The sequence below is a fragment of the Providencia sp. PROV024 genome (assembly GCF_032709665.1).
GTDB classification, from domain to species: Bacteria; Pseudomonadota; Gammaproteobacteria; order Enterobacterales; family Enterobacteriaceae; genus Providencia; species Providencia huashanensis.
The window spans coordinates 3068562-3094798 of sequence record NZ_CP120545.1 but is presented as its reverse complement, the minus strand read 5'-3'; the positions used below and the strand labels follow the sequence as shown (position 1 = coordinate 3094798).

The window sequence follows — 26237 nt, the reverse complement described above, 5'->3', positions numbered from 1 at the left end:
AAATGTCTCAGGAACAACAAGGCGCTGAACAAGCACCTGATTTGAATAACGAACTTAAAGCCCGCAAAGAAAAATTAGTGGCATTGCGTGAAAAGGGTATTCCATTCCCCAATGATTTTCGTCGTGAAAATATTTCTGACAAAATTCATGCTCAATATGATGATAAAACATCAGAAGAGCTTGAAGACTTAAATATTGAAGTGTCGATTGCAGGTCGTATGATGACTCGCCGTATTATGGGTAAAGCGTCATTTGCCACGTTACAAGATGTTGGTGGGCGCATCCAAATTTACGTATCTCGCGATGATTTAGCCGAAGGCGTCTACAATGAGCAATTCAAAAAATGGGACTTAGGTGACATCCTTGGTGCAAAAGGTCGTTTATTTAAAACCAAAACAGGTGAATTAACGGTTCATTGTCACGAAGTGCGTTTATTAACTAAAGCGCTTCGCCCTTTGCCTGATAAATTTCATGGGTTAGCAGACCAAGAAACACGTTATCGTCAACGTTATCTTGATTTGATTGCTAACGATGAGTCACGTCATACATTTATTGTTCGTTCGAAGATCCTTGCAGAAGTCCGTAATTTCATGGTGGATAATGGCTTTATGGAAGTCGAAACACCAATGATGCAAGTTATCCCTGGCGGGGCATCTGCTCGTCCGTTCATTACTCATCATAATGCGTTAGATATTGATATGTATTTACGTATTGCACCAGAACTGTACTTAAAACGGTTAGTTGTTGGTGGTTTTGAACGTGTATTTGAGATTAACCGTAACTTCCGTAATGAAGGGCTATCTCCACGCCATAACCCAGAGTTCACTATGATGGAACTCTATATGGCGTATGCGGATTACCGTGATCTGATTGCTTTAACTGAAGATCTCTTTCGTACACTGACACAAAAAGTGTTAGGGAATACGGTTGTTCAATATGGTGAGCAGCAGTTTGATTTTGGTAAACCATTTACTAAATTAACAATGAAAGAAGCTATCTGTAAATATCGTCCAGAAACTAATGTTGCTGACTTAGACGATATGGATAAAGCGGTTGCGATTGCTCAATCAATTGGTATCAAAATTGAGAAGAGCTGGGGTCTTGGTCGCATTCAATGTGAGATTTTTGAAGAAGTTGCGGAAAGTCATTTAATCCAACCAACTTTTATCACCGAATATCCGGCTGAAGTATCACCATTAGCGCGTCGCAATGATGATAACCCATTCATCACTGACCGTTTTGAATTCTTCATCGGTGGTCGTGAAATCGGTAATGGTTTCTCGGAATTAAATGATGCGGAAGACCAAGCAGAGCGCTTTGCCGAACAAGTTCGTCAAAAAGATGAAGGTGATGACGAAGCGATGTTCTATGACGAGGACTATGTTACTGCATTAGAACATGGTTTACCGCCAACAGCTGGTCTTGGTATTGGTATTGACCGTATGGTGATGTTGTTTACTAACAGTCATACAATTCGCGATGTTATTTTGTTCCCTGCATTGCGTCCAAGTAAAGCTTAAATACTATATATGCCCAGTTAAATCTGGGCATTTTATTTATCCCCATCCTTTTACTCTTTTTATGCTTTATTCAAGCTCATCATTTTAGTTGTAAAATTACTACCTTGTTTGTTTTATATTGCAATGTCTCGTTTAAGTTTGCACATTTAATCGCTGTGCCCCTGCTAAATACGACGAATGAAACATATATTAAAATCAAAAATAAATTTGAGTTACGAATGGTATCAATTTAATATAAGTAATTCTGACAGATAGCTGGTATAATTGATGGCGCAAAATTACTGTTATACTAATGTGTGCCTCTATGCAACATATTGATTAAATATAAGTTTTATTGTTTTTTTTGCGGGGTTTGTAGCTAATTTTTTAAAGTGAACTACATTTATTATGGATAGCTCTTCGCTATGCTAAAGCATTCTTTAACCCGTTGTTTGTAATAAAAATGAAAAATAGATTTGTTTTGCAAAGTGGATGACTGCTTTATTTGTTAGCAAGTGTTACAAAGAAATACTTAGAATTAGGCTTGACCTAAGATGTTATTAGACTGTTTGATTTACGATTAGGTTAACGGTTTAAATAATCTTTTGCTAACATAATATAATTAAAAAGCCCACTCATAGGTGTTGAGTTATCACTTATTTGGCGTATTAATGAGAATAAGCTCATAAAAATAACTAAAATGTAGCGATAAAATTATTTTGAAACTAAAATTAATTTAATCATAAATTTATGAGAACACTCTATTTCTACATTCGGGCTTATAGAAAATAGCTAATTTTTAGCTTACACTAGGTTTCTTGGACATCATTATAATAGCGAAGAAAAGTGCTGGTAAGGTAACCATATGTTTTTAAAAAATAAATTTTATGTTGCATCTTTGCTTATAGCAAGTACAGCTCTTCTTTCAGGTTGTACATTTGGCTCAGACACATACAATACAGCAACACCGAACACCCCAAGTAAGCAGGTAGTCAATACTAATACCGCTCAACCAGTAGCGGATGCAACCGCAACTCAAGGGCAGGTTGATGATTCTTACCCTGAATCTCAAAAAGTTCTAAATAATGCTATCGACCGCACACCAATAGCATCCACAAGTTATGGTGATAATGCGGCTAACCAGCAAACATTTGCTCATCTAAATACGTGTGTTAAAGAATTAAACGCATTAAAAACGCTCTCACCTAAAGATTACAATCGCTTAGTAGGTTCATTTAAAGAGGTTAGCGAAATCAACCGCCTATATCGACAAGTTGAAGGTACTGCTAGCCCCGACACAATTGAACTATTACAAATGGCAATAGAGTCTAAAACTAAAGTGTTGTGCGCAAAAGTTCGCTATAACTCAGTATTGTCTACCGAATCAACGTTGAAGAAAATTAGTGGATTATGAGAATAAACCTTAGGCTTTGTGTGTCGCTGGCACTTGTTACGACTTTTTTTAGTCATGCTCCAAAAGCAGAGCGCTTTAACAATGTTATTGATGATTTTGATACTTACCTTCAATTAGAAAAAGAAGGTAAGGTGCAAGAGCAAAAACAACAATTACCAGTTAATACACAAAACCAAGGTTATGATATCTTTTCTTCGCTATCTACGGTCCCTGCGCCAAATGAAAAACAAAAGTCTGCGGCAGCCAACAAAGGGACCAAAGGAAAGAACTCAGGGAAGAAAAAATCAGCTGCGGCATCAAACAAGAAAAATGATGTAGCGAAAACTGAGGCTGAAAATTCAGGTACAACAACCTTTCCTGAAGTTTGTGCAGTGACAACCGAAAATGTGGTTGCACCTGTTTTATTGTCGTCCTATCCTTATTTTTTCCAGAGTAATCAATGGAATCCGGCCTATCTCGCGAAAGACTTTGCGAAATATCAACTTGTCCTCGATCCACTGGGTTTGTATTCATCTAAATATACGAAACCAACGGGTATTGATGCTTCAGCTTACCTTGAGCAATTAGCTAAACTTATTGAACGTCAGCAATTAACCAATTTATATAAATTTGGTATTGCGCAAGGGGTAGGGCAATTAATTGCGTATAACAACTTGTTGAACGATGATCAATTAGTCGCAGAACTTATTAATCATAATAAGAGTATTGCTCAGTTGACGCATACAATCACTGAGAAACAATTTGAGATTGATAAACTGAATGCTGAGGTGCTTAAAAATAAAGAGCAAATCGCACAATTACAGGCTGTATTAGATTCATCAGATGATCAATCGCTAATTGATACTTTGAATACTAAATTAGCTGAAGCGCAAAAAGCTATTGAGCAAAAACAAAATAGCCTTGAACAATTAAGCCAAGAAAACCAGCAAACACAAGAAACCATTGCTCAACTTGAAAATCAATTGAATGATAGTATTACTGAGCAATCAAAACTTAAACAGCAATTGGCTGAGAAAGAACAATTATTTGTTGCAGCAAATCTGAAGATTGAACAACTTACAGCGGATATTGCTAAATTAGAGTTAGATGCGAAAAATCAATTACAGATGGCAGGCAATACTGATGAGCAAATAAAATCAGTCACTGCTGAACTGTTGCAGCAAAAAGAGTTGCTTAAGCAGAAAGAAAGTGAATTAGCAGCAGTACAGAGCCAAAAAGATGATGTTCAAGTGGCTTTGAAGGCGCAGCAAGATAGTGCGAAATTATTAGAACAACAAAACCAACAGTTGCAGTCGCAATTAGTTGAGAAAGAACAGTTAGCTGAGAAAATCCAGGCATCATTAGCAGAAAAAACACTTCAAGTAGAACAAAAAGCCGCTTTAGAAGTTGCATTAAAAGAAGCTCAAGAACAGCTTAACAATCACCAGACCACACAAAACACACTCGCAAAACAATTAGCAGATAGTGAAAAACAGCAAGCTCAATTACAGGCTCAATTAAGCCAAAACGAGCAGAATTACTCAGTTGCACAGGCGCAGTTAAAACAAGCCAATGCAGAGCTGCAAAAACTGCAAGCAAATATGGAAAAACAAACCGCCTTGATGAGCCAAGCCAGCGATGAGCAAGTAAAAGCGCTGACGGCGGATTTGAATAAGCAAATTATTTTGCTCAAGCAACAAGAACAAGGCTTAGAAAAATCACAAGCTGAAAACCAAGCCACGCGCGAAGCGTTAGCTAAACAGCAAGCGGCGGCGAAAGCTTTAGAGCAGCAGAACCAGCAGTTGGCGAAGCAGTTACAAGACAAAGCGCAGCAAGCGGATAAAATCCAAGCGTCATTAGCGGAACAAACCGCGAAATTAGCCCAGAAAGCGGCGTTAGAAAGCGAATTGGCGGCAGCGAAGAAACAGCTGGCAGAGCACCAAGCGGCGCAAAATGCATTATCGAAACAGTTTACTGACAGCGAGAAGCAGCAACTTGCGCTGCAAGCGCGCTTGCAGAAAAATGAGCAGGATTACGCCACGGCACAGGCGCAGTTAAAACAAGCCAACGCAGAGCTGCAAAAACTGCAAGCGAACGTGGAAAAACAAACTGCCTTGATGAGCCAAGCCAGCGATGAGCAAGTGAAAGCGCTGACAGCGGATTTGAATAAACAAATTGCGTTATTGAAACAAAAAGAAGCTGGGTTGGAAAAAGCGCAAGCAGAAAGCCAAACCACGCGCGAAGCGTTAGCCAAACAGCAAGCGGCGGCGAAAGCTTTAGAGCAGCAGAACCAGCAGTTGGCGAAGCAGTTGCAAGACAAAGCGCAGCAAGCGGATAAAATCCAAGCGTCATTAGCGGATCAAACCGCGAAATTAGCCCAGAAAGCGGCGTTAGAAAGCGAACTGGCGGCAGCGAAGAAACAGCTGGCAGAGCACCAAGCGGTGCAAAATGCATTATCGAAACAGTTTACTGACAGCGAGAAGCAGCAACTTGCGCTGCAAGCGCGTTTGCAGAAAAATGAGCAGGATTACGCCACGGCACAGGCGCAGTTAAAACAAGCCAACGCAGAGCTGCAAAAACTGCAAGCGAACGTGGAAAAACAAACTGCCTTGATGAGCCAAGCCAGCGATGAGCAAGTGAAAGCGCTGACGGCGGATTTGAATAAACAAATTGCGTTATTGAAACAAAAAGAAGCTGGGTTGGAAAAAGCGCAAGCAGAAAGCCAAACCACGCGCGAAGCGTTAGCCAAGCAACAAGCAGCAGCGAAAGCTTTAGAGCAGCAGAACCAGCAGTTGGCGAAGCAGTTACAAGACAAAGCGCAGCAAGCGGATAAAATCCAAGCATCATTAGCGGATCAAACCGCGAAATTAGCCCAGAAAGCGGCGTTAGAAAGCGAACTGGCGGCAGCGAAGAAACAGCTGGCAGAGCACCAAGCGGCGCAAAATGCATTATCGAAACAGTTTACTGACAGCGAGAAGCAGCAGCTTGCGCTGCAAGCGCGTTTGCAGAAAAATGAACAGGATTACGCCACGGCACAGGCGCAGTTAAAACAAGCCAACGCAGAGCTGCAAAAACTGCAAGCGAACGTGGAAAAACAAACTGCCTTGATGAGCCAAGCCAGCGATGAGCAAGTGAAAGCGCTGACGGCGGATTTGAATAAACAAATTGCGTTATTGAAACAAAAAGAAGCTGGGTTGGAAAAAGCGCAAGCAGAAAGCCAAACCACGCGCGAAGCGTTAGCCAAGCAACAAGCAGCAGCGAAAGCTTTAGAGCAGCAGAACCAGCAGTTGGCGAAGCAGTTACAAGACAAAGCGCAGCAAGCGGATAAAATCCAAGCATCATTAGCGGATCAAACCGCGAAATTAGCCCAGAAAGCGGCGTTAGAAAGCGAACTGGCGGCAGCGAAGAAACAGCTGGCAGAGCACCAAGCGGCGCAAAATGCATTATCGAAACAGTTTACTGACAGCGAGAAGCAGCAGCTTGCGCTGCAAGCGCGTTTGCAGAAAAATGAGCAGGATTACGCCACGGCACAGGCGCAGTTAAAACAAGCCAACGCAGAGCTGCAAAAACTGCAAGCGAACGTGGAAAAACAAACCGCTTTGATCGGTCAAGCAAATGATAAACAGATTAAAGAGTTAACTGCTGATCTAAATAAACAAATTACCTTGTTGAAACAAAAGGAAGTTGCTTTAACGAAGTTAGATGCAGAGAAAAAATCAATTCAGGGAGAATTGGCGACTCAACAAAATGAAAGTAAAAAGCTTGAGCAGCAACTCACTGATGCAAATAAGCTTATCAGTACTTTGAAAGTGGATTCACAAAAAGAATCGGCTGCAGCCCAAACAAAATTGAAAAAACTGCAAAGAGAATTAGATTCGCTCAATTCTGTAACCGGTGATAATGCATTAAAATCACAAATAATGGATTTAAATCGTCGCATTACTCAGTTACAAGTTGAAAACGATGCGTTAAAAGCGAAGGGAAGAACAAGTTCAACAGCAGGTTTAGCTGGAAGAGCCCTTCCTAGTAAAGATTTAAAAGTAATAGCTGCAGAAAACGCGAAGAAAAACCAGAAAATAATTGAGCAAATTACCGCTCAAAAATACAGTAAACTTGATAGTAATACCTATTATAAAATTATTCAGGCCGGCTCACCGATAAAAAATGTTAAGAGTAAAGATGTTACTTTTATTATGAGGGAGCAACTAACGGATGGTAAGGTTACTGTAATGTATACTGAGCAAAACCCAGTCACATTACCTTATGACCAGTTACCGACACCGTTGAATTCATTTGTTGAACGGGCTGGAGAAGGCGGAATGGTTAAAGTGTACATCAAACCAGAAGGCGGTTATGGCGTTGAAGGGATACCGGGCGAAGTGCCACCTAATTCAATGTCTATTATTGATTTGAAAATTATTAAAGCTAAATAATTTAGCGGCTACCTAAGATTATCTTGAGAAGTAGTTTGTCATTAAAAGGCAGGCTACTTTTTTTATGGTATCAGTAATCTAGGGGGGAATTTAGTCAGTGGATGTTAATTAGAAAGGGGGGGGACGACGGAGGGTGCCTTTCTGCCAGTTTATAGTTAAAGCTGAAATTTCTATAACTGACAGGGCATGTGTCTATGCGCGATATGCTGCGATATTAAGCCGCTATTCTTGATCTGCTAGGCGTATATCCAAACCGCTTGCGATAAGTTTGTGTAAAGTAGGATTGACTAGAAAAGCCAGCTTCCATTGACACTTCCACAATACTCATTGCAGTGTTAACTAATAATTGGTGTGCATACATAATTCGTTTTTCGCTGATCCATGAGCGTGGTGATGTAGCATATACAGTATGAAATAATTCTTTAAAGGTCGTTAACCCCATACCAAACGTTCGTGCAAACTCGCTTAATTTCCATTCTTTAAGGTAATTGGCTTCCATAAATAATTGCAAACGTTCCGCTTGTCGGCTACTGAGTTGCCTAAAATTAGATAATAATAAAGCGCCTTGCTCACTGTAGCTTAATAATAAGAGTAATTCACTTACACGAAGGGAAACAATTACTTCAGGATATTCATGATCGATAAATGAGTTCAGGCTATTTTTAATATCATCAATTAATGAATATGAGGTAAATTTAATGATGTCACTTGAGAATGTCTCATTTCGCTCTATTTCGCTTAATTGAGAGCCATGTGTTGCAATAAAATCACGTAAAAACTTATCATCTAAAGCTATCCAAAGTAATTGGCAATCTACTGAAGGATCAGTCATTTGCAAGGAATATGAACCTTGCTTATGATATAAGATATCCCCTTCGTTTAAGGTTTGTAAGTTAGCTGGAGTTTCTAATAATAGTGAACCTTTCTCTACAATAAAAATACCTTTTGTCGCAAAATCCATAATATTATGAGACATACTACTATCTACACTTATTCGTTTGATAACCTGTTGGTTTAAGTTACTTTCAATTTGCATAATTGACACCTTATTAATCTCATTTAAATATTCCAAATGTAATTAGCGAAATTAAACATCACGCTATTTCTTCTATTGATATCTAAAGTCGCTACTACTAGTAAGGCTGAAATTATATTTATCGATTGTTTTTATGTCACACTGTAAATTTAAATATTAAAAAATGTTTCAAAACATGGTTTTTTCGAGCTTTTCCTTTCATTTGAAAGGTATTTCCGTTGTTTTGTGGGAGGGGATTTTATAATATTCTATATTTTTGTTATTTATCTGAAATATTATTCTAATTTATTAAAGTCATCTGGATGTTAATATTTTGTTGTTTTGTTACGCGTAACGTGAGTTTTTTTCAATTTAATGCTTGTTTGTCATTTTATAGGAATTAGTGTTAATTATAGGTATGTTAATAATGACTATAAAACTCGTCAAAAGTAGTATTGATAAGTTTATTTTATCAATACTAATGTTATTACATTGAGTTATTAAAAGTATTAATCATTATGATTGATTTTCTTTATTAAAAGTGGGGTAAAAGGGATGAAATTGAGACATTAATCTTGTTTTTTAATCAATAGGCAAAGCTGATAGGTTTGATAGGTTATATAAATATAGATTTTAATAAATAGTTTTTAAGGGTTACTATTTTTTAGGTATCCATCATTACTGAAAAAAAATACATTTTATAAATTTTTGCATAGGGCATGGCCTATTAAGGAGATTTTTAGCAACAAATAGCCCACTGAAGAAATTTCAAAAATTACAGTAGGATATTGCTAAAGGGGGGATTATAGATACAAACTGATAATGGTAAGGCTCTTTAATCATTATAAGAAGATTAGTGATAACAGCCGATGGGGGTTATATTGCTTTTTTAATGCAATGAAGTGGAATCTACTGTATTCGCTTATTATGAACTTTCTTTAGAGTTTGCTCTCTTATTAACCTTAGGTGGCAAATCAGGGACGGGTTTACGGTCATCGAGAAGGTGGCGTATCGCGAGTATTGGGTGATGAATAAGCATTTTTGGGCCAGCCCAACGCATGATTAGCTTCATTTGTTCACGCATTTTTGGTTGGTAACAATGGATAGGGCATTGTTTACAGGCGGGCTTTATTTCACCATAACGGCATTTCTCTAGTCGATTTACGGCATAAAAATAGAGTTTTTGATAATAATCGGGGGCATCATTGGTTGCTGGGTGTGCTTTTTCATAGATTTTTATCATCTTTTCAATTGTTTTAATTTCCCGATTAATACGTTTGCCAGCCATAACAAGTCCTCTATTACAGTAAACATACATTTAATATACAACTTTATTGGTGTAATGAATAGTTAACGATAAATTATTGAGTAATTTATTGATGGTGTTCAAGAAAGCGGTGGATTTTACTGAGGGCTGAAAAAGAGGGTAATAAGCTACCCTCTTAAATAAGAAAGTATTAATAACTTAATGGCGGCTTAAAATATCAGCCAAATAAAGTCATATTAACTGCTTAGCTAAAGTCCCACTTTTTTATAAAAGCGGCAGAGAAAGCTGAGCTAGTATCGTTGTGGTGAAGTGGCTGATCACCTATTCGACAACATTATTTTTTGCATTTCATCTTTAAGATGTAATTTTTCTTTTTTCAGTTTGGCTACGTGTTCATTATAACCTGCGCCTGAAGGGCCCTCGAGCTTACTGATTTCTTTGTCGAGTTGATGATGCTTTTCATAAAGAGTTTGAAAACGGGGATGTGTAGATACTAATTTTGAAACTAAATCTTGATCTGCTGATAACATACTACCTCCTCAGAATGTATTAAGCCTCAAGTTCAGTATAATCAGTGCCTAGCTGTTGTGCATTAAAATAGGGGGTAATTTACATAATTTTTATCATTTTTATGATCACTCTACTAAAATTAAGTATGATTACGTTAATACTGGGGGTGATTTATTTTTTTGTAATTAAGAATCATCCATAGTGATAATTATGGTGTAAATAACTTAACATATAGCCAAGTATGGTTTTTTTAATTGGTTTTATCTTCTGAAATAGGAATAAATAATGAAGAAAGCGATTTTATCTGTAATGGCAGCGGCACTGATTTCATCTTGTGCAGTAGCAACGGAAGAGTTGGAAAAGATCGCGCCATATCCAAAAGCAGAATCAGGTATGACACGTCATGTCATTCAACTTGCCAATCAACAAAATGAAAATGACTTTATGGTTGAATTAGTCATTGGGAAAACCATCAAAGCTGATTGTAACCGCCAATGGTTTATGGGAGATCTGGATAAAAAAACATTGGAAGGCTGGGGATATGATTACTATAAACTAGATGAAGTCAAAGGCCCTGCCTCTACTATGATGGGCTGCCCTGAACCTGCGAAAGACCGTTTTGTTTCCACACAATTAGGCGATGACGCTTTTATGCGTTATAACAGTAAGCTGCCAATCGTGGTTTATACGCCATCAGATATGCAAGTTAAATACCGAGTTTGGTCAACCGATGGTAAGCTAATGGATTCCATCAAAAAATAATTAAAAGAATGCCGCATATTGCGGCATTTTTTATCAGAAAATATTTAACGAATAACAAATACCGAAGTTTTAGCATGGCGCACAATAGCGGATGCAGTAGAGCCCAATAGATAGGTTGAAGTGCTTGGGCGATGTGAACCGACCACAATTAAATCTGCGTTAATTTCTTGCGCATAATCTAATATTTCATCTTTAGCTGAGCCGATACTGACTTTACAGTTAATTTGCTTATCGGAAACTTTGATGTCTTTTATGACTTCTTCAAGTGCGCGCATCGCCAGAATTGAACGTTCAGCGGAATCTTTATGGCTTTCAGGTAGTGCTGCGATTTCAATACCAAAAAACAACTCGACACTAGGGATTACAGACAGAAAGTGAATTTCAGGTGAGCCTAGCTGCGCTAACGCTTCTACGTGTTTGAGGATCTCTTGATTCAATTCATCTTCTAACAAATCAATAGGAACTAGGATTTTTTGATACATAGCTACCTCATTTAGTGTCATTTAAAATTAATTATAGTGGCTTACCTACAATATACTATAAGTTAAATAGAAAGTAACAAATGCTATTAAATGCGCATTTATCGTGTTTTTGCAAGTTTAATATTATTAACTTAATAAAAAGAAAGGGTAATTATTATTAGTCAAAAGCTTTATTTACAATTAATAATGGGACTTTAAACGAAGAATGTGAGAGCATACAAAGAAATCATTTTTAACTTATTGATTTAAAAGGTTTATCTGAATGATAATTGTTTTGTTTTTCATTAAAGAATATATTTTATGAATATAAAAAATACTTCATCTAATAAAATGAGTGAGTTTGAAACGCAACAAGCAAAATTCAAAGCGGCAAAGAAAAGCACACTAATCAGTGTGGTGGTGAATACGCTGTTGTCGATTTGGCAGATAATCATTGGTATTTTTTCACACTCTTCGGGGTTAATTGCTGATGGTATTCATACATTATCTGACTTGGTTGCAGATTTTGTTGTACTTATTGCGAATAAAAAAAGCCACAAAAAGCCGGATGAAGACCACCCTTATGGCCATTTTCGTTATGAAAATGGAGCTTCATTAATTTTAGGGATTATTTTGTTAGTGGTCGGTGTGGGAATGGTGTGGTCAGCGATTGGAAAAATGTTGAACCCAGCACTGATCCCTGAAGTTCATACGATTGCATTAGTTGCAGCTTTAGTGGCTTTAGTCGCGAAAGAGGGCTTATTTCGTTATATGTTGTATGTGGCGAAAAAAGTGAATTCTAATATGTTAGTTGCCAATGCATGGCATGCGCGTTCTGACGCTGCCTCTTCATTAGTTGTTGCAGTTGGTATTGTTGGTAGCTTATGTGGGTTGCGGATCCTTGACCCAATAGCTGCTTTGATTGTTGGGACATTCGTTTTTCGTATGGGGTTTAAATTCACCAATCAATCGATGCAAGACCTAATGGATAAAGGCGCTGATGAAGAAACATTACAAGAAATTCGCACTGTTTTAGAGGGTATTAATGAGTTATCTGGATATCATGATTTAAAAACCCGTAAATCAGGTGATTTTTTATTAGTAGATGTTCACCTAGAACTTGATGGCAATATGAGTATTACCGCAGGCCATGATATTGCAGTGAATGTGCGGAAAAAATTGATGGAAAACCCGCAAATATTAGATGTTATGACCCATCTTGACCCATATGATAAAAACCATAAGCACTAAACCACCATGAATTAATCTATTTTTATATAAGGCCGAGCTTTTAATAGCTCGGCTTTTTTGTTGCTAATATGAATTAGAAACTTAACAATAAGTTATTGCACTTTATGAGTTACAAATGGAAAATCAGCAAGTTGTTTCCAAACAATATGCATTAATGATGACACCCGCCTAGCGAACTATACGGGTTAATACTGAATAATTGAGGGAAAAATGCAGTTTACTCAAGAACAATGTCAGAGGCTCCGAACGCCAAAAGTTATCGCTCTAACCAATAAAAATGGGATGAAAATTATCTTAACGAGCCTCGGTGCCAGTTGGGTTAGCTGTATAGTGCCTTTAGCGACAGGGAAAAGGGATGTCATCTTGGGAGCCCCCAATATGGCAAAGCATATGGAGCAAGGTGTATACCTCGGTGCCACAGTTGGGCGAGTCGCTAACCGGATTTGTGCATCACAGTTCACTATTAATGGGCAACATTATCGAGTATCGAATAATCAAGGTAATCACTGCTTGCATGGTGGAAAAGATAATTTTAGTTATCGTATATGGGGAATTCTTCAACCTAGTCCACAGAAAGCGGTTTTTGTGTTGACCTCTCCTGAGGGAGATCAAGGCTTTCCTGGTCGTCTCTATATTGAAGTGAGTTATGAATTAACCGAAACAAATCAAGTCATTATCGACTATAAATATCAATCAACAGATTATGGCCCTGTTAACCTCACTAACCATGCTTATTTTAATTTAGCAGGGGAAGACTCGCTAAGAACAGCACTCGAACATGATTTACAAGTGCATGCCGATGCCTATTTGCCAATCACTCATGATGGTATCCCTACGGGGGAGTGGCGTGATGTAACAGAAACCAGCTTTGACTTTCGTCAGGGTAAGCGTATTGGGTTTCATTTTTTACAAGATGAAGAACAACAGCACGTCGGAGGGTATGACCACGCATTAGTGTTAAATAAAACCCTTACGGATGGAGTGCAAACTGTCGCAACACTTGGGTCACCTAATGGGGATGTGAAATTAAATATTGCGACCACTATGCCAGCACTTCAGCTTTATAGTGGCAATCATTTAGTTGCAGTATCAGGAAAAAGCCAGACCTATACAACCTATTCAGGTGTGGTACTTGCTACACAGTTTCCTCCAGATGCGGTAAATCATCCAGAATGGGGGGAGCAATATGATTCACTTGTTCAACCTAACAAAATTTATACCAGCCAAACCTGTTACCAATTTTTATTTTGATACTTATACGTAATAGCCTAATTTTACGGTATTTAATAGATAAAAAAACACCCCAAAAGCCAGACTAATGGCGTCCAACTTTTGAGGTGCTGTTCACATTAGAGGACGGAAACAGTTACAAAAACAATATTAAATAACAAATAAATCCATATATTCATTCACCGGCATTTTTTCCAATAGTGGTTTATCAAGGGATGCTTTAAGAATACGTAGTTGCTGGGCTTCAGGGAATTGTCTTGCCAAGTTTATTCTAAATTTCTGTAATAATAATGGCATTCCCTCTTTACGACGACGTTTGTGGCCGACAGGGTATTCGATTACGACCTCTTCTAGCACTTGGCCATCTTTTAAGGTGATGGTTACCCCATTACTGATCGAACGTTTTTCTGGGTCGTGATAATCCTGCGTGAAATTAGGGTCCTCATAACAGTGCATTTTTGCCCGTAGTTCATCAATACGACTATCATTTGCAATATTGTCTTCGTAGTCAGCAGCGGTGAGGCGACCAAAAATTAATGGGACTGCCACCATATATTGAATACAATGATCGCGATCAGCAGGGTTATGCAATGGGCCTTTTTTATCGATAATACGGATGCATGCTTCATGTGTACGGATAGCGATAGACTCAATGTCTTGCGCCGTTTTGCCTAATTTCAATAGCGTTTGGTAGAGCTGTAAAGCCGCTTCAACTGCTGTTTGTGAGTGAAATTCTGCTGGGAAGGAAATTTTAAATAAAACATTTTCCATAACATATGAACCATAAGGACGTTGAAAAGTCAGTGGTTTCCCATCAAACAAAACATCATAGAAGCCCCATGTTTTAGCAGTCAAAGCGGTTGGGTAGCCCATTTCACCTTTTTGAGCCATTAACGCAAGCCTAACTGCTCGTGATGTGGCATCACCGGCTGCCCATGACTTACGCGAGCCCGTATTGGGCGCATGTCGATAAGTCCGTAAGCTATGACCATCAATCCACGCTTGAGAAACTGCATTTAGGATCTGTTCTCTTTCTAACCCTAACATGTGAGCAACAACGGCGGTTGATGCTACTTTAACTAAAATAACATGGTCGAGACCCACTTTGTTAAAGGCGTTTTCTAGCGCAATACAACCTTGAATTTCATGGGCTTTAATCATTGCGGTTAAAACATCTCTAATTACTAATGGCGGTTTTCCTTTGCTGATGTTCTCTCTCGATAACCAATCTGCTGTTGCTAAAATCCCCCCTAGGTTATCAGAAGGGTGCCCCCATTCAGCGGCAAGCCAAGTATCGTTAAAATCTAACCAGCGACACATTGTACCGAGATTAAATGCGCCTTGAACAGGATCTAATTGAAACTGTGTACCAGGAATTTTTGTGCCATTAGGTACGATTGTTCCGGGGACGATAGGGCCCAGCAATTTTTTGCAAGCGGGGTATTCGAGCGACTCCATGCCACAACCTAATGTATCTAACAGGCAATGATAGGCCGTATCGTAAGCTAAATCAGAGACAATGGGGTAATTCACTACATAATCAACAATGTCGCTGATCACTTTATCAAATTCAATTTTCTGCGAATTAACGGTTTGAGTTGTCATTATTTTACCTTTATTAGCGCTGTTCTATCGGAGTAAATAGTTGATTTTCAGGGCCAATGTAGTTGGCTGAAGGGCGAATAATTTTATTGTCTTGTCGTTGTTCAAGAATATGAGCAGACCAGCCCGCAGTACGTGCCATGACAAACAATGGGGTAAACATGGCGGTTGGGATGCCCATCAAGTGATACACCACTGCGGAAAACCAATCTAAATTAGGAAACATATTTTTTTCGCGTTTCATCACGGATTCAATGCGGTCAGCAACCGTGTATAAATGACGATTTAAGTTTTGTTCAGATAACTGTAAAGCTACCGATTTAATAATGGGATGGCGTGGGTCGGCGAGGGTATAAACGGGATGACCGAAACCAATAATCACCTCGTTATTTTTTACACGAGACATAATGTCTTGTTCAGCTTCATCCATCGATGCATAACGTTGCTGAATTTCTAATGAAACTTCATTTGCTCCACCGTGTTTAGGACCTCGAAGTGCAGCAATAGCACCGGTCATTGCGGAATAAAAGTCTGTCCCTGTACCTGCAATAACTCTGGCTGCAAAAGTGGATGCATTGAATTCATGCTCTGCGTATAAAATAGAGGCAATATGCATGTATTTTTCCCACTGTGCAGGGGGGTTTTTACCGTGTAATAAATGTAAAAAATGTGCGCCAATAGAGTCATCATCGGTTTGGGTCTCTATGCGGCGTCCATGATGACTAAAATGATACCAATACAGTAACATTGAGCCTAACGATGCCAGTAAGCGGTCAGCGATATCTCTAGCAGCAGAAAAGGAATGGGATTCTTTTTCTGGAAGGACACAGCCCATCATTGAAACCCCTGTACGCATGACATCCATTGGATGTGCATTAGCTGGAATGGACTCTAGCGTTTTTTTTACATCGGCAGGTAACCCACGAAAAGATTTTAGTTTTTCTTTATAAGCGACTAGTTCGGTTGCGGTAGGAAGCCTATCGTGGATCAGCAAATAAGCGACCTCTTCAAATTCACACTGAGTTGCTAAGTCATGAATATCAAACCCACGGTAATGTAGGTCATTGCCATTACGGCCTACAGTACAAAGAGCGGTATTTCCAGCCGCGATACCGGAAAGCGCAACAGATTTTTTAGGTTTAAATTGAGATGCTTCAGGGCGATTAAGTTGTTCATTCATCATTTATTCCTTGTAGGGGATAGAGGAGGTGCAACTTGTGTTAAATATGATGGCCTAACGAATTAAGGTTTTTTCTGAGCAAACAAAGCATCAAGTTTTTGTTCATAATCGTAGTAATGAATGCTTTGATAAAGTTCTTCCCGTGTTTGCATAAGAGGAATAACACTTTTTTGGGTGCCTTCTTTACGTAGTGTGGAATAAACCTGTTCTGCTGCTTTATTCATCGCGCGAAATGCAGAAAGCGGGTAAAGCGCAATTGCGATGCCGACACTGCGCAGCTCATCAAGGGTAAACAGCGGGGTTTGGCCAAATTCAGTTAAATTAGCCAACACTGGGGCGGATGTATTACTCGTAAAGCGCTGGTACATGGATAGTTCAGTAATGGCTTCTGGAAATAGCATATCAGCACCGGCTTCTATATAGGCGTGTGCTCGCTCAAGCGCGGCATCTATTCCTTCAACAGCTAAGGCGTCTGTTCGTGCCATAATCACAAAGCTATCATCTGTACGTGCATCAACTGCCGCTTTAATACGGTCAACCATTTCTTGTGTCGAGACAATTTCTTTATTAGGGCGATGACCACAGCGCTTTGCACCAACTTGATCTTCAATGTGCAAGCCTGCGGCTCCTGCTTTACAGAACGATTTTACTGTACGAGCCACATTAAAAGCGGAAGGGCCAAAGCCAATATCTGCATCAACCAGTAGCGGTAAATCACACACATCTGTGATGCGACGAATATCAATCAGTACATCATCTAATGTTGAAATACCTAAATCAGGCATGCCTAATGACCCAGCAGCGACCCCTCCACCAGATAAATAGATAGCTTTATAACCTGCTTGTTTAGCGAGTAAGGCGTGGTTGGCATTAATTGTTCCCACTAATTGCAATGGAGATTCTTGCGTGACTGCATCACGAAATTTTTGTCCAGCAGAAATCGATGACATAGTAGCCTCATTAATTGTTAATGATATGTAATAAATTTATTGTAGTGGTAGTCATATAGCAATTGGTATGCCAGTTTGAAAAATAAAAAATATTTTTTATAAAATTATTAGAAATCAATTGATTAAGAATTTATTTAAATTGTGACATTAAGAGCAGATTTTAAATAATAGGCTATTTTGTTTCATTGAAACATTATATTGTTAAATGAAACATAAAATGAAACATGAGAAAGGTATCGTCTTTATGGATAAACCGATTATTTGGACCGTCTCAGTATCGAGATTATTCACGCTTTTTCGGGATATTAGCCCTGAGTTTAGCGAACAAGCTGACATTACCCCATTAAACCTTGGCTTTGAGCAGGCGGCAGAAGCCGTACGTGAGCGTTTAAAAGAAGGGCATTGTGATGCCATTATTAGCGCAGGTTCGAATGGGGCTTATTTGAAAAGTCATGTTTCAGTTCCGGTTATTATTGTCAAAATCAGCGGCTTTGATGTGATGCAATCATTAGCAAAGGCCAGAGAAATAAGCGATAAAGTAGGAATTATCAATTATAAAAATATCATTCCTTCATTGGATGAGTTTCAATCCCGCTTCGGTTTGCATATTGAGCAACGAAGTTATGTGACAGCGGAAGATGCGAGATCGCAGCTTAAAGCTCTAAAAGCGATGGGAATATCAGTCGTGGTTGGTGCGGGTTTGATTATGGACCTTGCCGATGAAATGGGCATGACAGGGATTTTTGTTTACTCGACGCAAACGATACGACAAGCATTTTCTGATGCGATTGAACTGAGCAGATTATCACAGCAAAATAGTCGTTCCCAAGATAAGTATTTGCCCGTTAACCCTACAAAAGTTCGCTATACTATCAATGACTTGATTGGCTCTTCATCCCCCATGGAACATGTGCGGCAAACGATTATGCTGTATGCCCGTTCAGATGCGACTGTACTTATTCAAGGGGACAGTGGAACAGGGAAGGAAATGGTTGCACAAGCAATCCATCATGAGTTTACCTTATTTAATCAACATAAGCGCAGTAAAAAACATATGCCATTTGTGGCTGTAAACTGTGGCGCAATTCCGGAAACATTGCTAGAGGCTGAACTCTTCGGTTATGAAGAAGGGGCATTTACAGGGTCTCGACGCGGTGGTCGTGCTGGGTTATTTGAGATCGCGAATGGTGGAACGCTGTTTTTAGATGAAATAGGTGAGATGCCAATTGCATTACAAACTCGGTTACTTAGGGTTCTGGAAGAGCGTTCTGTGGTACGTGTGGGGGGGTATAAACCTCTACAGGTGGATGTGAGAGTTATTTGTGCGACACATTGTGATTTAGATAGCTGGGTAAAAGAAGGGCGTTTTCGAGCTGATCTTTTTTACCGACTTGGGGTGCTAAGAATGCGAGTGCCTGCTCTCAATGAGCGCGGAGACGATATTTTGGTGCTAGCTGAAAGGTTATTAAAGCTAGCATTTGCAGGTTTGATGCTGCCATTACCTTCATTTCGGGTCCAGCAATTGTTGGATAGCCGTGATTTTTTTGTCAATTATGTGTGGCCTGGTAACGTACGTGAATTGAGAAATTTAATGGAGCGTGTGGCATTGTATTGCAGCGCTTATCCAGAAAAAGCAATTACAAAAACGATGTTAATGAGTTTGTCACCAGAAAGGCATATCGATGACGGCACTGAAATAGTAACGGAAAATAAACTTGATGAGTCATTAGAGCAAGTGATGGCCCGGTTTAATGGGGACCGCAAAGCCGTAGCTCAGTATTTAGGGATTAGTAGAACAACACTTTGGCGTCGTCTTTCAACTTAAGTCGGTCAGTTATCATTGGCATTGATTAAACACTCAGTAATTATTTTATGAGCTATAAGTTAAGTGTTGGCTATTTTGGAAACGAATCATCTAATGCCTACGCTTATATAAAAAGAAAAAGTGATGGGGTTATTGAATATAAAATAGTTGGGGGTGATTGGCTTTATATAGTCAATATTGTAATGAATAAATTAATAAATGAATTATTTTGTGGGATAGCACTTTTCGCTACTTGGAATATTACTTAAGTTGTATCAAAAAGTAACAGAAACCATTTAAGCTTGGCTTTGTTTAACTTGTTGTTTTTAATGTGATAATTTATTTTTTGTACCAGTGTTTTATCTAAGTTATCCCTGGTAAAAAACGTGATTTTTCTCACATAAATTATTTTGCTAGTCACCATTAGATTTTCTCATTTTAACTTAGCGATTGAACGATCTATATTGCGCTCAAATTAGTCTTACCTTTGTTATTTTACTACTGCACTAATCGCCGAATTGTGTTCCTTTTTTAAGAACACAACGTTGTCGTATTCTACGATGTAGTTGCAGCGCATATTATTTACTTTGTTAGTTGGAGAGTGGGGCGTGAATCAGTCCACTACTATCATGCGCAAACGCGACAATGCATTCGTTCCTGTTGCAGGGTTAACGATTTTTGCTATTGCATCGGGTTATTTAATGAGCTTAATTCCTCTGTCGATGGGGAGTTTTGGCATTGACACACAATATGCCGGGTGGTTAGCCAGCGCTTATTATATTGGCTTATTAATTGGTTCAATGCTGATTGAACCTGTTATTGCAAAAATAGGCCATCGCTTAGCATTTATTGGTTTTCTGTTAATGTTAGCGGCAACGGTGATTGTACTACCTTGGGTTCCTACCATTGAAGCTTGGCTGCCGAACCGCTTAATCGCAGGGGTTGCTGTCGCCGGTATTTTTGTCGTTGTTGAATCTTGGTTATTGATTGGTGATAACCCTAAAGAACGAGCAAAACGCCTAAGTTTTTATATGACTTCATTATATGGCGGGACAACACTCGGTCAATTGGCGATTGGCGTTATTGGTACGCATGGTGCATACCCTTTTATGGTGGTTTTAGGGTTATTATTATTAGCTGTTATGCCGCCATTATTTGTGCGTGGAGGCCAGCCTGAAAGTGGCTCACACCAAAAATTATCATTAAAGAAAATATCTCGTTTAAGTAAACCCGCAATTATTGGTTGTATGGTTTCGGGTATGACGATGGGCACTATCTATGGGTTAATGCCACTATCATTGAAAAAAGATCAATTTACCACTGACCAAGTGGGTGTTTTGATGGCTTCAATTATTTTAGGTGGGATGTTAATTCAGCCAGTCGTCAGCAAGTTATCTGTTATGATGAGTAAAACATTATTATTGGCGATGGTTTCTTTGTTAGGTGTTTTCGCGATGGGGGTGATTTATATCTCTAGCGATTATTTAGTCATGATTGTGGCTCTAGCATTATTAGGGATGTCAACATTTGCGCTATATCCTGTTGCAATTACCTTAGCTTGTGACAACCTTGATTCGTCCTATATTGTTGCAGCAACTCAGGTTATGCTATTTAGTTATAGTATTGGCTCAGCAATGGGGCCGATAGCAGCTGGGACTTTTTTAAACCAGCAGAATGGGCTAGTGGATTTCTTCTTCCTTGTATTGTTGGTAACGGCAATTTATATGTTAATTGCTAGCTTACGCCGTAAAGCGAGTGTTTTGGCGAATTAAATTTACTCAGTTTGCCAACAACAAAAAGGCTCTGTTACTTAGTACAGAGCCTTTTGTTTTATTTAGTATTATTTTTTCTTGTTAGCGGCAGGGGTGGCGAGTTTAGCCCCTACAGGAACATCATTTTTTGCTGGTGTGATCCGCTGCTCCCACAATTCCCCCAGTTTAAAGTCCCATGAAAGTGGCGATATTTCTGTTCTGCCTGCATTTGGTGCAAAGGTCAACTCACTAAAATAAAGTGTATTTTCATCTGACATTAAAAAGTCGGCTCGACAGTAGTCAAAAGGAGTGACCAGGATTTCGGCTAGACGTAACATTTCTTTAAACAATGGCGGTTCAGAAACAGGGTCTAACATATTCGGGTAGCCAAAGGTAACGGGCTGCAACTGCCAATTAACATCATAGATGTTAATAAATTCATTACCAAGCTCATCAGTATAATCAATTTCAGCATAGACAGGTTTACCAGAGAAACAGTGAACACGGCATGTTTCAGGCACGAGTTTTTTGTTTTTATTGGCAAATAAATCAATATATTCCTCGCAGATAATGCGTGCTGGAATATTTTTATAATGACGTTCACGAGTAATGTAATAAAGGTTTTTGGTTAAATGAAATGCCAATTTATCCTTTGCTTTCGGCCAATTAAATTCAGCTTTATTATTACATATAACGCTACTGCCGCTATCATGACTACATTTTAAAACAAAACATTCCGGTAGGTCATCAATAATGATTTCATTGGCATTTTTATAGGTCGCTAAAATAGGGACTAAATATTCATTACCTATTGTACGGGAAACATAATCACGTACGGCTAGTTTATTTGCAAACTGAGTGTAAAGTGGGTTTTTGTCACGTAGCATCCTAAAATTCACCTTCTCATTAAAGCTTCTCGGGGCTTTAAAATCAGGACGATAATTAAGATTTTTAGTAAATTTATTAGCCAGATACGTTTTATCACTGACAACAAATGTGCGTAATTGTTTTATAAAATACTCTGCTTTTTTCATGCGAGTTTTAACCATTCTAAAATTGTAGTGTGTAGTTTTAAATATAATTTTTCTTCGATTATATTTTTTATAACTTAAATAAATCATCAATAAACGTAATGTCCGACTTAATAATTTCTTAATAAATTAATGCTAAATAAATGATAAATAAAAGATGTTGGTTGTAATGAAGGATAATGGGTTGCTTATTTTTATATCAATAATTAAATCAATTGTTTTAATTGATTGTTATTAACAATGTTTTTTTAGTAATAAAATAGCAAAAGTCTAACGTGTTACTCTTAAGTAATTATTTTAATAGTGACATATCCTAAATTAATTTATTTAGGATATGCCTGGCATTGCGAAAGTAAGGGGGGAATAAGACAACATTGTTTAGGGAATTATGATAAGGGAGGCTCCCCCATTCGTCGTAAGAAACGTAACTGCGCAGCAACAAGCTGTTTGTAATTAATGCAGCGATACGGCATGTTATGTTGTTGTGCGAGCGTTGCCAAAATCTTGGCGAGAGCAGGGTAATGACGGTGGTGCCAATTAGGGAAAAGGTGGTGAGTGAGGTGGTAATTTAACCCACCGGTTAAGCGCCACAAATAATGAGGTGAAGGGACCCAATCACAAGCCGTCACAAAATTATGATGGTACCAACCATGTTTTATTTGCTTGTCATCAGGAGCGGTAAAAAATTGTGTTTCTGCCCAATGAGTACCGAGGAGCAAGTAAATGACAAAAATAGAGGCGACCATTTGGCTTAATAAATAAGTAATAAATATTGTGGTATAACTGATCCCATGGCTATGAGCAAAGAATAACGGCAACCCTATCATTAAGATTAAATGGCCTAATTTGCTAGCAAGAAAGAGGCTCCATCCTAACTTACCCTCTAAAACTTTTTGAGTTTTTAAGCGTGTTTTCCCAGTTCTATCTGACCAATCAAATACTAATGCAATCCATGTCAATGAGAGTGAGGCAACAAAAGGCCAATAAATATGTTGATATTTCATAAAGGGACGCCATTTCTGGAATGGCGTTTGGCGAAAAACCCCATTTTCTTCAGTATCTAGATCATAGTGTTCAATATTGGCGTAATGATGGTGATAATGAACGTGCCGTGTACGCCAAAATTCAGGCTCTAGTCCCAGAGGTAAGGTTACGAAGCGCCCAAATACGCGATTTTTCCAGCGTGTTTTAAACAGGGTATTGTGGCAAGCGTCATGTTGGCCTATTACATTTAATAACATAATAAGTAGAACGAATACAAAGTAAGAGGATACGTAAACCAAAGTGGACGAGGTAAACAGTGTTGGCAGGTAACTCAATAGAGCAATAGCAAACAAGGTCACTATAGCTATTAGGTCAGCTTTCCCTGCATATACATGGTCTTGTTTTGCGTGCAGGTACGCTTGGCTCGCCTGTTTTAATGCGCCATGAAAACGTTTTTCGTCAGCATTTGCAAATGTTAATTCGAATTCAGAAGGGTGCATTAATACTCTCTGTGGGGGTGATTTTCTTTAGAATCTATACTATAGCGTTACTCCGTAAATAGCCGCAAAATAAAAATGAAAAGCAGTGATGGTTTCGACCTATTCTTAACCAAGAAAAAGTATTCGTTATATCCTATTTTTATTAAATTCGCTGGCTATTAGCCAATAGTGCTTAATTGATGAGAAGTTTAAGAAGTCAGTTTAATCAAGGCAGGAAACGACTATATAACGATAATAGTTGAATTAAACTAATCGATTTGGTTGGGAGAATAATGCTTAACCAGAGAAAACTGATAAGATTAAGGAACAAATTTTTAGCTACATCCTTGTAGAATAGTCCGTTGAACATAAAGTAACAAAGAAAAGTATGTCTGTCTGTAATAAAGCATCAGAAAGAATGTTTTTAGCTTCATTTAGTATTTATGATAAATAATCATTATCATCATTACGGTGTTTTACGCATTTTATTTGTTATATTCTATTGGATTAAGCTAAATTAGGAGGTTACCTATATTAAATAATGTACAAAAATGATTATATTTTAGTGATTAAAATATTTTTGTATGTAGGAGTCTTGAATGAAAAAAGTATTGTTAATATTTTTATCAATATTATTTATCCCATTATCTTCTTCGGCAGGATATAAATACTATGGTTGTGAAAATAAAATTTACCAATTAGAAAAGCAATTAAGATATGCCAAAATGCATGGGAATCGAAATAGAGTTGCTGGGTTAGAACGTGCGATTACTAAGGTACAAAATAATTGTTATGACCATTATTCGGGTGCGACAGGCCCTACGAGGTTGAATAATCAGTATCACCTTGACAATACTGAGAAATTAGAGCGAGAAATAGATGCTCTTCGCGAAGAAATCAACCGATTAAAAACCTTGAACAACTAATCTAAACCTTGGTTATTAATTTGCAAAGTAGATAACCCATCTTTGGGATATTTACTTTGCATTTTTCATCGAAAATTTTTTACGCTTAAGTGGGCGAGGAAAATTACTTTTCAGCCTGGTATTTGACGCTTTTATACCTTTCTTTCTCTGCATATAAGTTAATTATACTTTATAAACCAAATAGATAATTTATTTTCTCACTAAGGGGAATTTTAAGCTTTTATTTTTACAAATAGATAAGCCCTGTACAGATAATCTCTTAGATACTATACTCCCCCTATGTATAAGAAAGGGCTTGAATATGCCACATTCACCAAAAGAAAAAAAAGCGGTACTGACGAGAGTCAGGAAAATAAAGGGGCAGTTATTAGCTCTAGAGTCGGCTTTGGAAGATGAAGCTGAATGCGCCGCGATTTTACAGCAAATAGCGGCAATTCGCGGTGCAGTTAATGGTTTGATGGCTGGGGTATTAGAAAGCCACTTACGCGAAGGGCTTCAAGAGTCAGCAACAACACAATTGCAAAAAGATTCAGTGGATGATGCTATTTCACTGATTCGAACATACTTGCGATAAATAAATAAGGAATAATGATGAAATCACGTGCAGCAGTCGCATTTGGTCCAGGCGAACCACTGAAAATTGTAGAGATTGATGTAATGCCTCCTCAAGCTGGGGAAGTATTAATTAAGATTAGCCACACGGGTGTTTGTCATACGGATGCTTTCACCTTGTCAGGCGATGACCCAGAAGGGCTTTTCCCCGTTGTCTTAGGGCATGAAGGTGCTGGGGTTGTTGTGGAAGTTGGTGAAGGGGTAACAAGTGTTGAGGTAGGTGACCATGTTATTCCTCTTTATACTGCGGAGTGTGGGAAGTGTGTTTTCTGTGAATCAGGTAAAACCAATTTGTGTGTGTCTGTACGGGCAACACAAGGTAAAGGCGTAATGCCTGACGGTACAACGCGTTTTTCCTATAACGGGCAACCTATTTACCATTATATGGGGTGCTCAACCTTCAGTGAATATACTGTGGTTGCAGAAGTCTCTTTAGCGAAAATTAATCCGCAAGCCAATCATGAAGAGGTTTGCTTACTAGGTTGCGGTGTAACAACAGGTATTGGCGCAGTTCACAATACGGCGAAAGTACAAGAAGGTGATTCTGTTGCTGTATTTGGTCTAGGTGGTATTGGCCTTGCTGTCATTCAAGGGGCAAGACAAGCAAAAGCTGGGCGCATTATTGCGATTGATACTAACCCCGCAAAATTTGAATTAGCACGTCAGTTTGGTGCAACGGAATGTTTAAACCCTAAAGATTATGATAAACCCATCCAGCAGGTATTAATTGAAATGACGGAGTGGGGGGTTGACCATACTTTTGAATGTATCGGTAATGTCAATGTGATGCGAGCAGCATTGGAAAGTGCCCACCGTGGTTGGGGGCAATCAATTATTATTGGTGTTGCTGGTGCAGGGCAGGAAATATCGACTCGCCCATTCCAATTGGTTACAGGTCGTTCATGGCGAGGCACTGCATTTGGTGGTGTGAAAGGGCGTAGTCAACTACCAAAAATGGTTGAAGATGCAATGAAAGGGGATATCGAACTCGCGCCGTTTGTGACACATACCTTACCATTAGATAGCATTAATGAAGCATTTGATTTAATGCATGAAGGTAAATCAATTCGTACAGTTATTCACTACGACTAAGGGAG

21 protein-coding genes are annotated in these 26237 nt (G+C 38.6%); 12 read left to right on the top strand and 9 right to left on the bottom strand.

Annotated features, from left to right (window positions below; translation table 11 throughout):
• Nucleotides 1-2 precede the first annotated feature (2 nt).
• From lysS to P3L56_RS14385, 3 genes are all read left to right on the top strand, one after another.
• On the top strand, nucleotides 3-1520 hold the full coding sequence (gene lysS / locus P3L56_RS14395; RefSeq protein WP_042845032.1) for a lysine--tRNA ligase: 1518 nt from the start codon (nucleotides 3-5) through the stop codon (nucleotides 1518-1520).
• 844 nt (nucleotides 1521-2364) lie between these two features.
• Nucleotides 2365-2913 carry a hypothetical protein gene (locus P3L56_RS14390; protein ID WP_042845030.1) on the top strand — a complete coding sequence of 183 codons (549 nt, stop codon included), beginning with the start codon at nucleotides 2365-2367 and terminating at the stop codon, nucleotides 2911-2913.
• Nucleotides 2914-2933: 20 nt separating this feature from the next.
• Complete coding sequence (locus tag P3L56_RS14385) at nucleotides 2934-7325, top strand: hypothetical protein (RefSeq protein WP_233102461.1); 4392 nt, start codon at nucleotides 2934-2936, stop codon at nucleotides 7323-7325.
• Nucleotides 7326-7539: 214 nt separating this feature from the next.
• Here P3L56_RS14385 and P3L56_RS14380 read toward each other — a convergent pair whose 3' ends face one another.
• The 3 genes from P3L56_RS14380 to P3L56_RS14370 form a co-directional block, all read right to left on the bottom strand.
• The gene (locus P3L56_RS14380) at nucleotides 7540-8361 is read right to left on the bottom strand and encodes a helix-turn-helix transcriptional regulator (protein ID WP_042845028.1); all 822 of its coding nucleotides are present in this window, start codon (nucleotides 8359-8361) and stop codon (nucleotides 7540-7542) included.
• Between the two features lie 904 nt (nucleotides 8362-9265).
• Entirely contained in the window at nucleotides 9266-9628 is a 363-nt protein-coding gene (locus P3L56_RS14375; protein ID WP_042845026.1) for a nitrous oxide-stimulated promoter family protein, read from the bottom strand.
• Between the two features lie 296 nt (nucleotides 9629-9924).
• A complete protein-coding gene (locus tag P3L56_RS14370; RefSeq protein ID WP_042845025.1) occupies nucleotides 9925-10137 on the bottom strand; it encodes a DUF465 domain-containing protein in 213 nt (70 codons plus the stop codon).
• Nucleotides 10138-10402: 265 nt separating this feature from the next.
• Between P3L56_RS14370 and eco the strand changes: the two genes are divergently transcribed.
• Complete coding sequence (eco, locus tag P3L56_RS14365; RefSeq protein ID WP_042845024.1) at nucleotides 10403-10879, top strand: serine protease inhibitor ecotin; 477 nt, start codon at nucleotides 10403-10405, stop codon at nucleotides 10877-10879.
• A 44-nt stretch (nucleotides 10880-10923) separates the two neighbouring features.
• On the opposite strand, the gene P3L56_RS14360 is transcribed toward eco, so the two are convergent.
• Nucleotides 10924-11361 (bottom strand): universal stress protein, encoded by a 438-nt coding sequence (locus P3L56_RS14360; RefSeq protein ID WP_042845023.1) that lies wholly within the window; start codon nucleotides 11359-11361, stop codon nucleotides 10924-10926.
• Between the two features lie 300 nt (nucleotides 11362-11661).
• Here P3L56_RS14360 and P3L56_RS14355 point away from each other — a divergent pair, with 300 nt between their 5' ends.
• On the top strand, nucleotides 11662-12591 hold the full coding sequence (locus tag P3L56_RS14355; RefSeq protein WP_042845021.1) for a cation diffusion facilitator family transporter: 930 nt from the start codon (nucleotides 11662-11664) through the stop codon (nucleotides 12589-12591).
• Nucleotides 12592-12801: 210 nt separating this feature from the next.
• Nucleotides 12802-13842, top strand: a complete 1041-nt coding sequence (locus P3L56_RS14350) for a galactose-1-epimerase (protein WP_166685946.1) — start codon at nucleotides 12802-12804, stop codon at nucleotides 13840-13842.
• A 129-nt stretch (nucleotides 13843-13971) separates the two neighbouring features.
• Here P3L56_RS14350 and P3L56_RS14345 read toward each other — a convergent pair whose 3' ends face one another.
• From P3L56_RS14345 to prpB, 3 genes are all read right to left on the bottom strand, one after another.
• Complete coding sequence (locus tag P3L56_RS14345; RefSeq protein ID WP_071548271.1) at nucleotides 13972-15426, bottom strand: bifunctional 2-methylcitrate dehydratase/aconitate hydratase; 1455 nt, start codon at nucleotides 15424-15426, stop codon at nucleotides 13972-13974.
• Between the two features lie 13 nt (nucleotides 15427-15439).
• Nucleotides 15440-16603, bottom strand: coding sequence for a 2-methylcitrate synthase (gene prpC, locus P3L56_RS14340; protein ID WP_210831911.1), 1164 nt, complete (start codon nucleotides 16601-16603; stop codon nucleotides 15440-15442).
• Between the two features lie 62 nt (nucleotides 16604-16665).
• Nucleotides 16666-17553, bottom strand: coding sequence for a methylisocitrate lyase (prpB, locus tag P3L56_RS14335; protein WP_042845017.1), 888 nt, complete (start codon nucleotides 17551-17553; stop codon nucleotides 16666-16668).
• Nucleotides 17554-17797: 244 nt separating this feature from the next.
• Here prpB and prpR point away from each other — a divergent pair, with 244 nt between their 5' ends.
• From prpR to P3L56_RS14320, 3 genes are all read left to right on the top strand, one after another.
• On the top strand, nucleotides 17798-19378 hold the full coding sequence (gene prpR, locus P3L56_RS14330; RefSeq protein ID WP_198861457.1) for a propionate catabolism operon regulatory protein PrpR: 1581 nt from the start codon (nucleotides 17798-17800) through the stop codon (nucleotides 19376-19378).
• A gap of 47 nt (nucleotides 19379-19425) precedes the next feature.
• Complete coding sequence (locus tag P3L56_RS14325) at nucleotides 19426-19626, top strand: hypothetical protein (protein ID WP_164975507.1); 201 nt, start codon at nucleotides 19426-19428, stop codon at nucleotides 19624-19626.
• A 360-nt stretch (nucleotides 19627-19986) separates the two neighbouring features.
• Nucleotides 19987-21129, top strand: a complete 1143-nt coding sequence (locus P3L56_RS14320; RefSeq protein WP_042845016.1) for an MFS transporter — start codon at nucleotides 19987-19989, stop codon at nucleotides 21127-21129.
• Between the two features lie 68 nt (nucleotides 21130-21197).
• Here the strand turns inward: P3L56_RS14320 and P3L56_RS14315 are convergent, their stop codons facing one another.
• Both P3L56_RS14315 and P3L56_RS14310 read right to left on the bottom strand, forming a co-directional pair.
• Nucleotides 21198-22142 carry an ATP-grasp fold amidoligase family protein gene (locus P3L56_RS14315; protein WP_166685943.1) on the bottom strand — a complete coding sequence of 315 codons (945 nt, stop codon included), beginning with the start codon at nucleotides 22140-22142 and terminating at the stop codon, nucleotides 21198-21200.
• Nucleotides 22143-22525: 383 nt separating this feature from the next.
• Complete coding sequence (locus tag P3L56_RS14310; protein WP_198860824.1) at nucleotides 22526-23623, bottom strand: fatty acid desaturase family protein; 1098 nt, start codon at nucleotides 23621-23623, stop codon at nucleotides 22526-22528.
• A 578-nt stretch (nucleotides 23624-24201) separates the two neighbouring features.
• Between P3L56_RS14310 and P3L56_RS14305 the strand changes: the two genes are divergently transcribed.
• The 3 genes from P3L56_RS14305 to P3L56_RS14295 all read left to right on the top strand — a co-directional run bounded on the left by P3L56_RS14305 (nucleotide 24202) and on the right by P3L56_RS14295 (nucleotide 26232).
• Nucleotides 24202-24528, top strand: a complete 327-nt coding sequence (locus P3L56_RS14305; protein ID WP_166685941.1) for a DUF1090 family protein — start codon at nucleotides 24202-24204, stop codon at nucleotides 24526-24528.
• A gap of 301 nt (nucleotides 24529-24829) precedes the next feature.
• Nucleotides 24830-25102 (top strand): formaldehyde-responsive transcriptional repressor FrmR, encoded by a 273-nt coding sequence (gene frmR, locus P3L56_RS14300; protein ID WP_166685940.1) that lies wholly within the window; start codon nucleotides 24830-24832, stop codon nucleotides 25100-25102.
• 17 nt (nucleotides 25103-25119) lie between these two features.
• The gene (locus P3L56_RS14295; RefSeq protein WP_042845011.1) at nucleotides 25120-26232 is read left to right on the top strand and encodes an S-(hydroxymethyl)glutathione dehydrogenase/class III alcohol dehydrogenase; all 1113 of its coding nucleotides are present in this window, start codon (nucleotides 25120-25122) and stop codon (nucleotides 26230-26232) included.
• Nucleotides 26233-26237 lie beyond the last annotated feature (5 nt).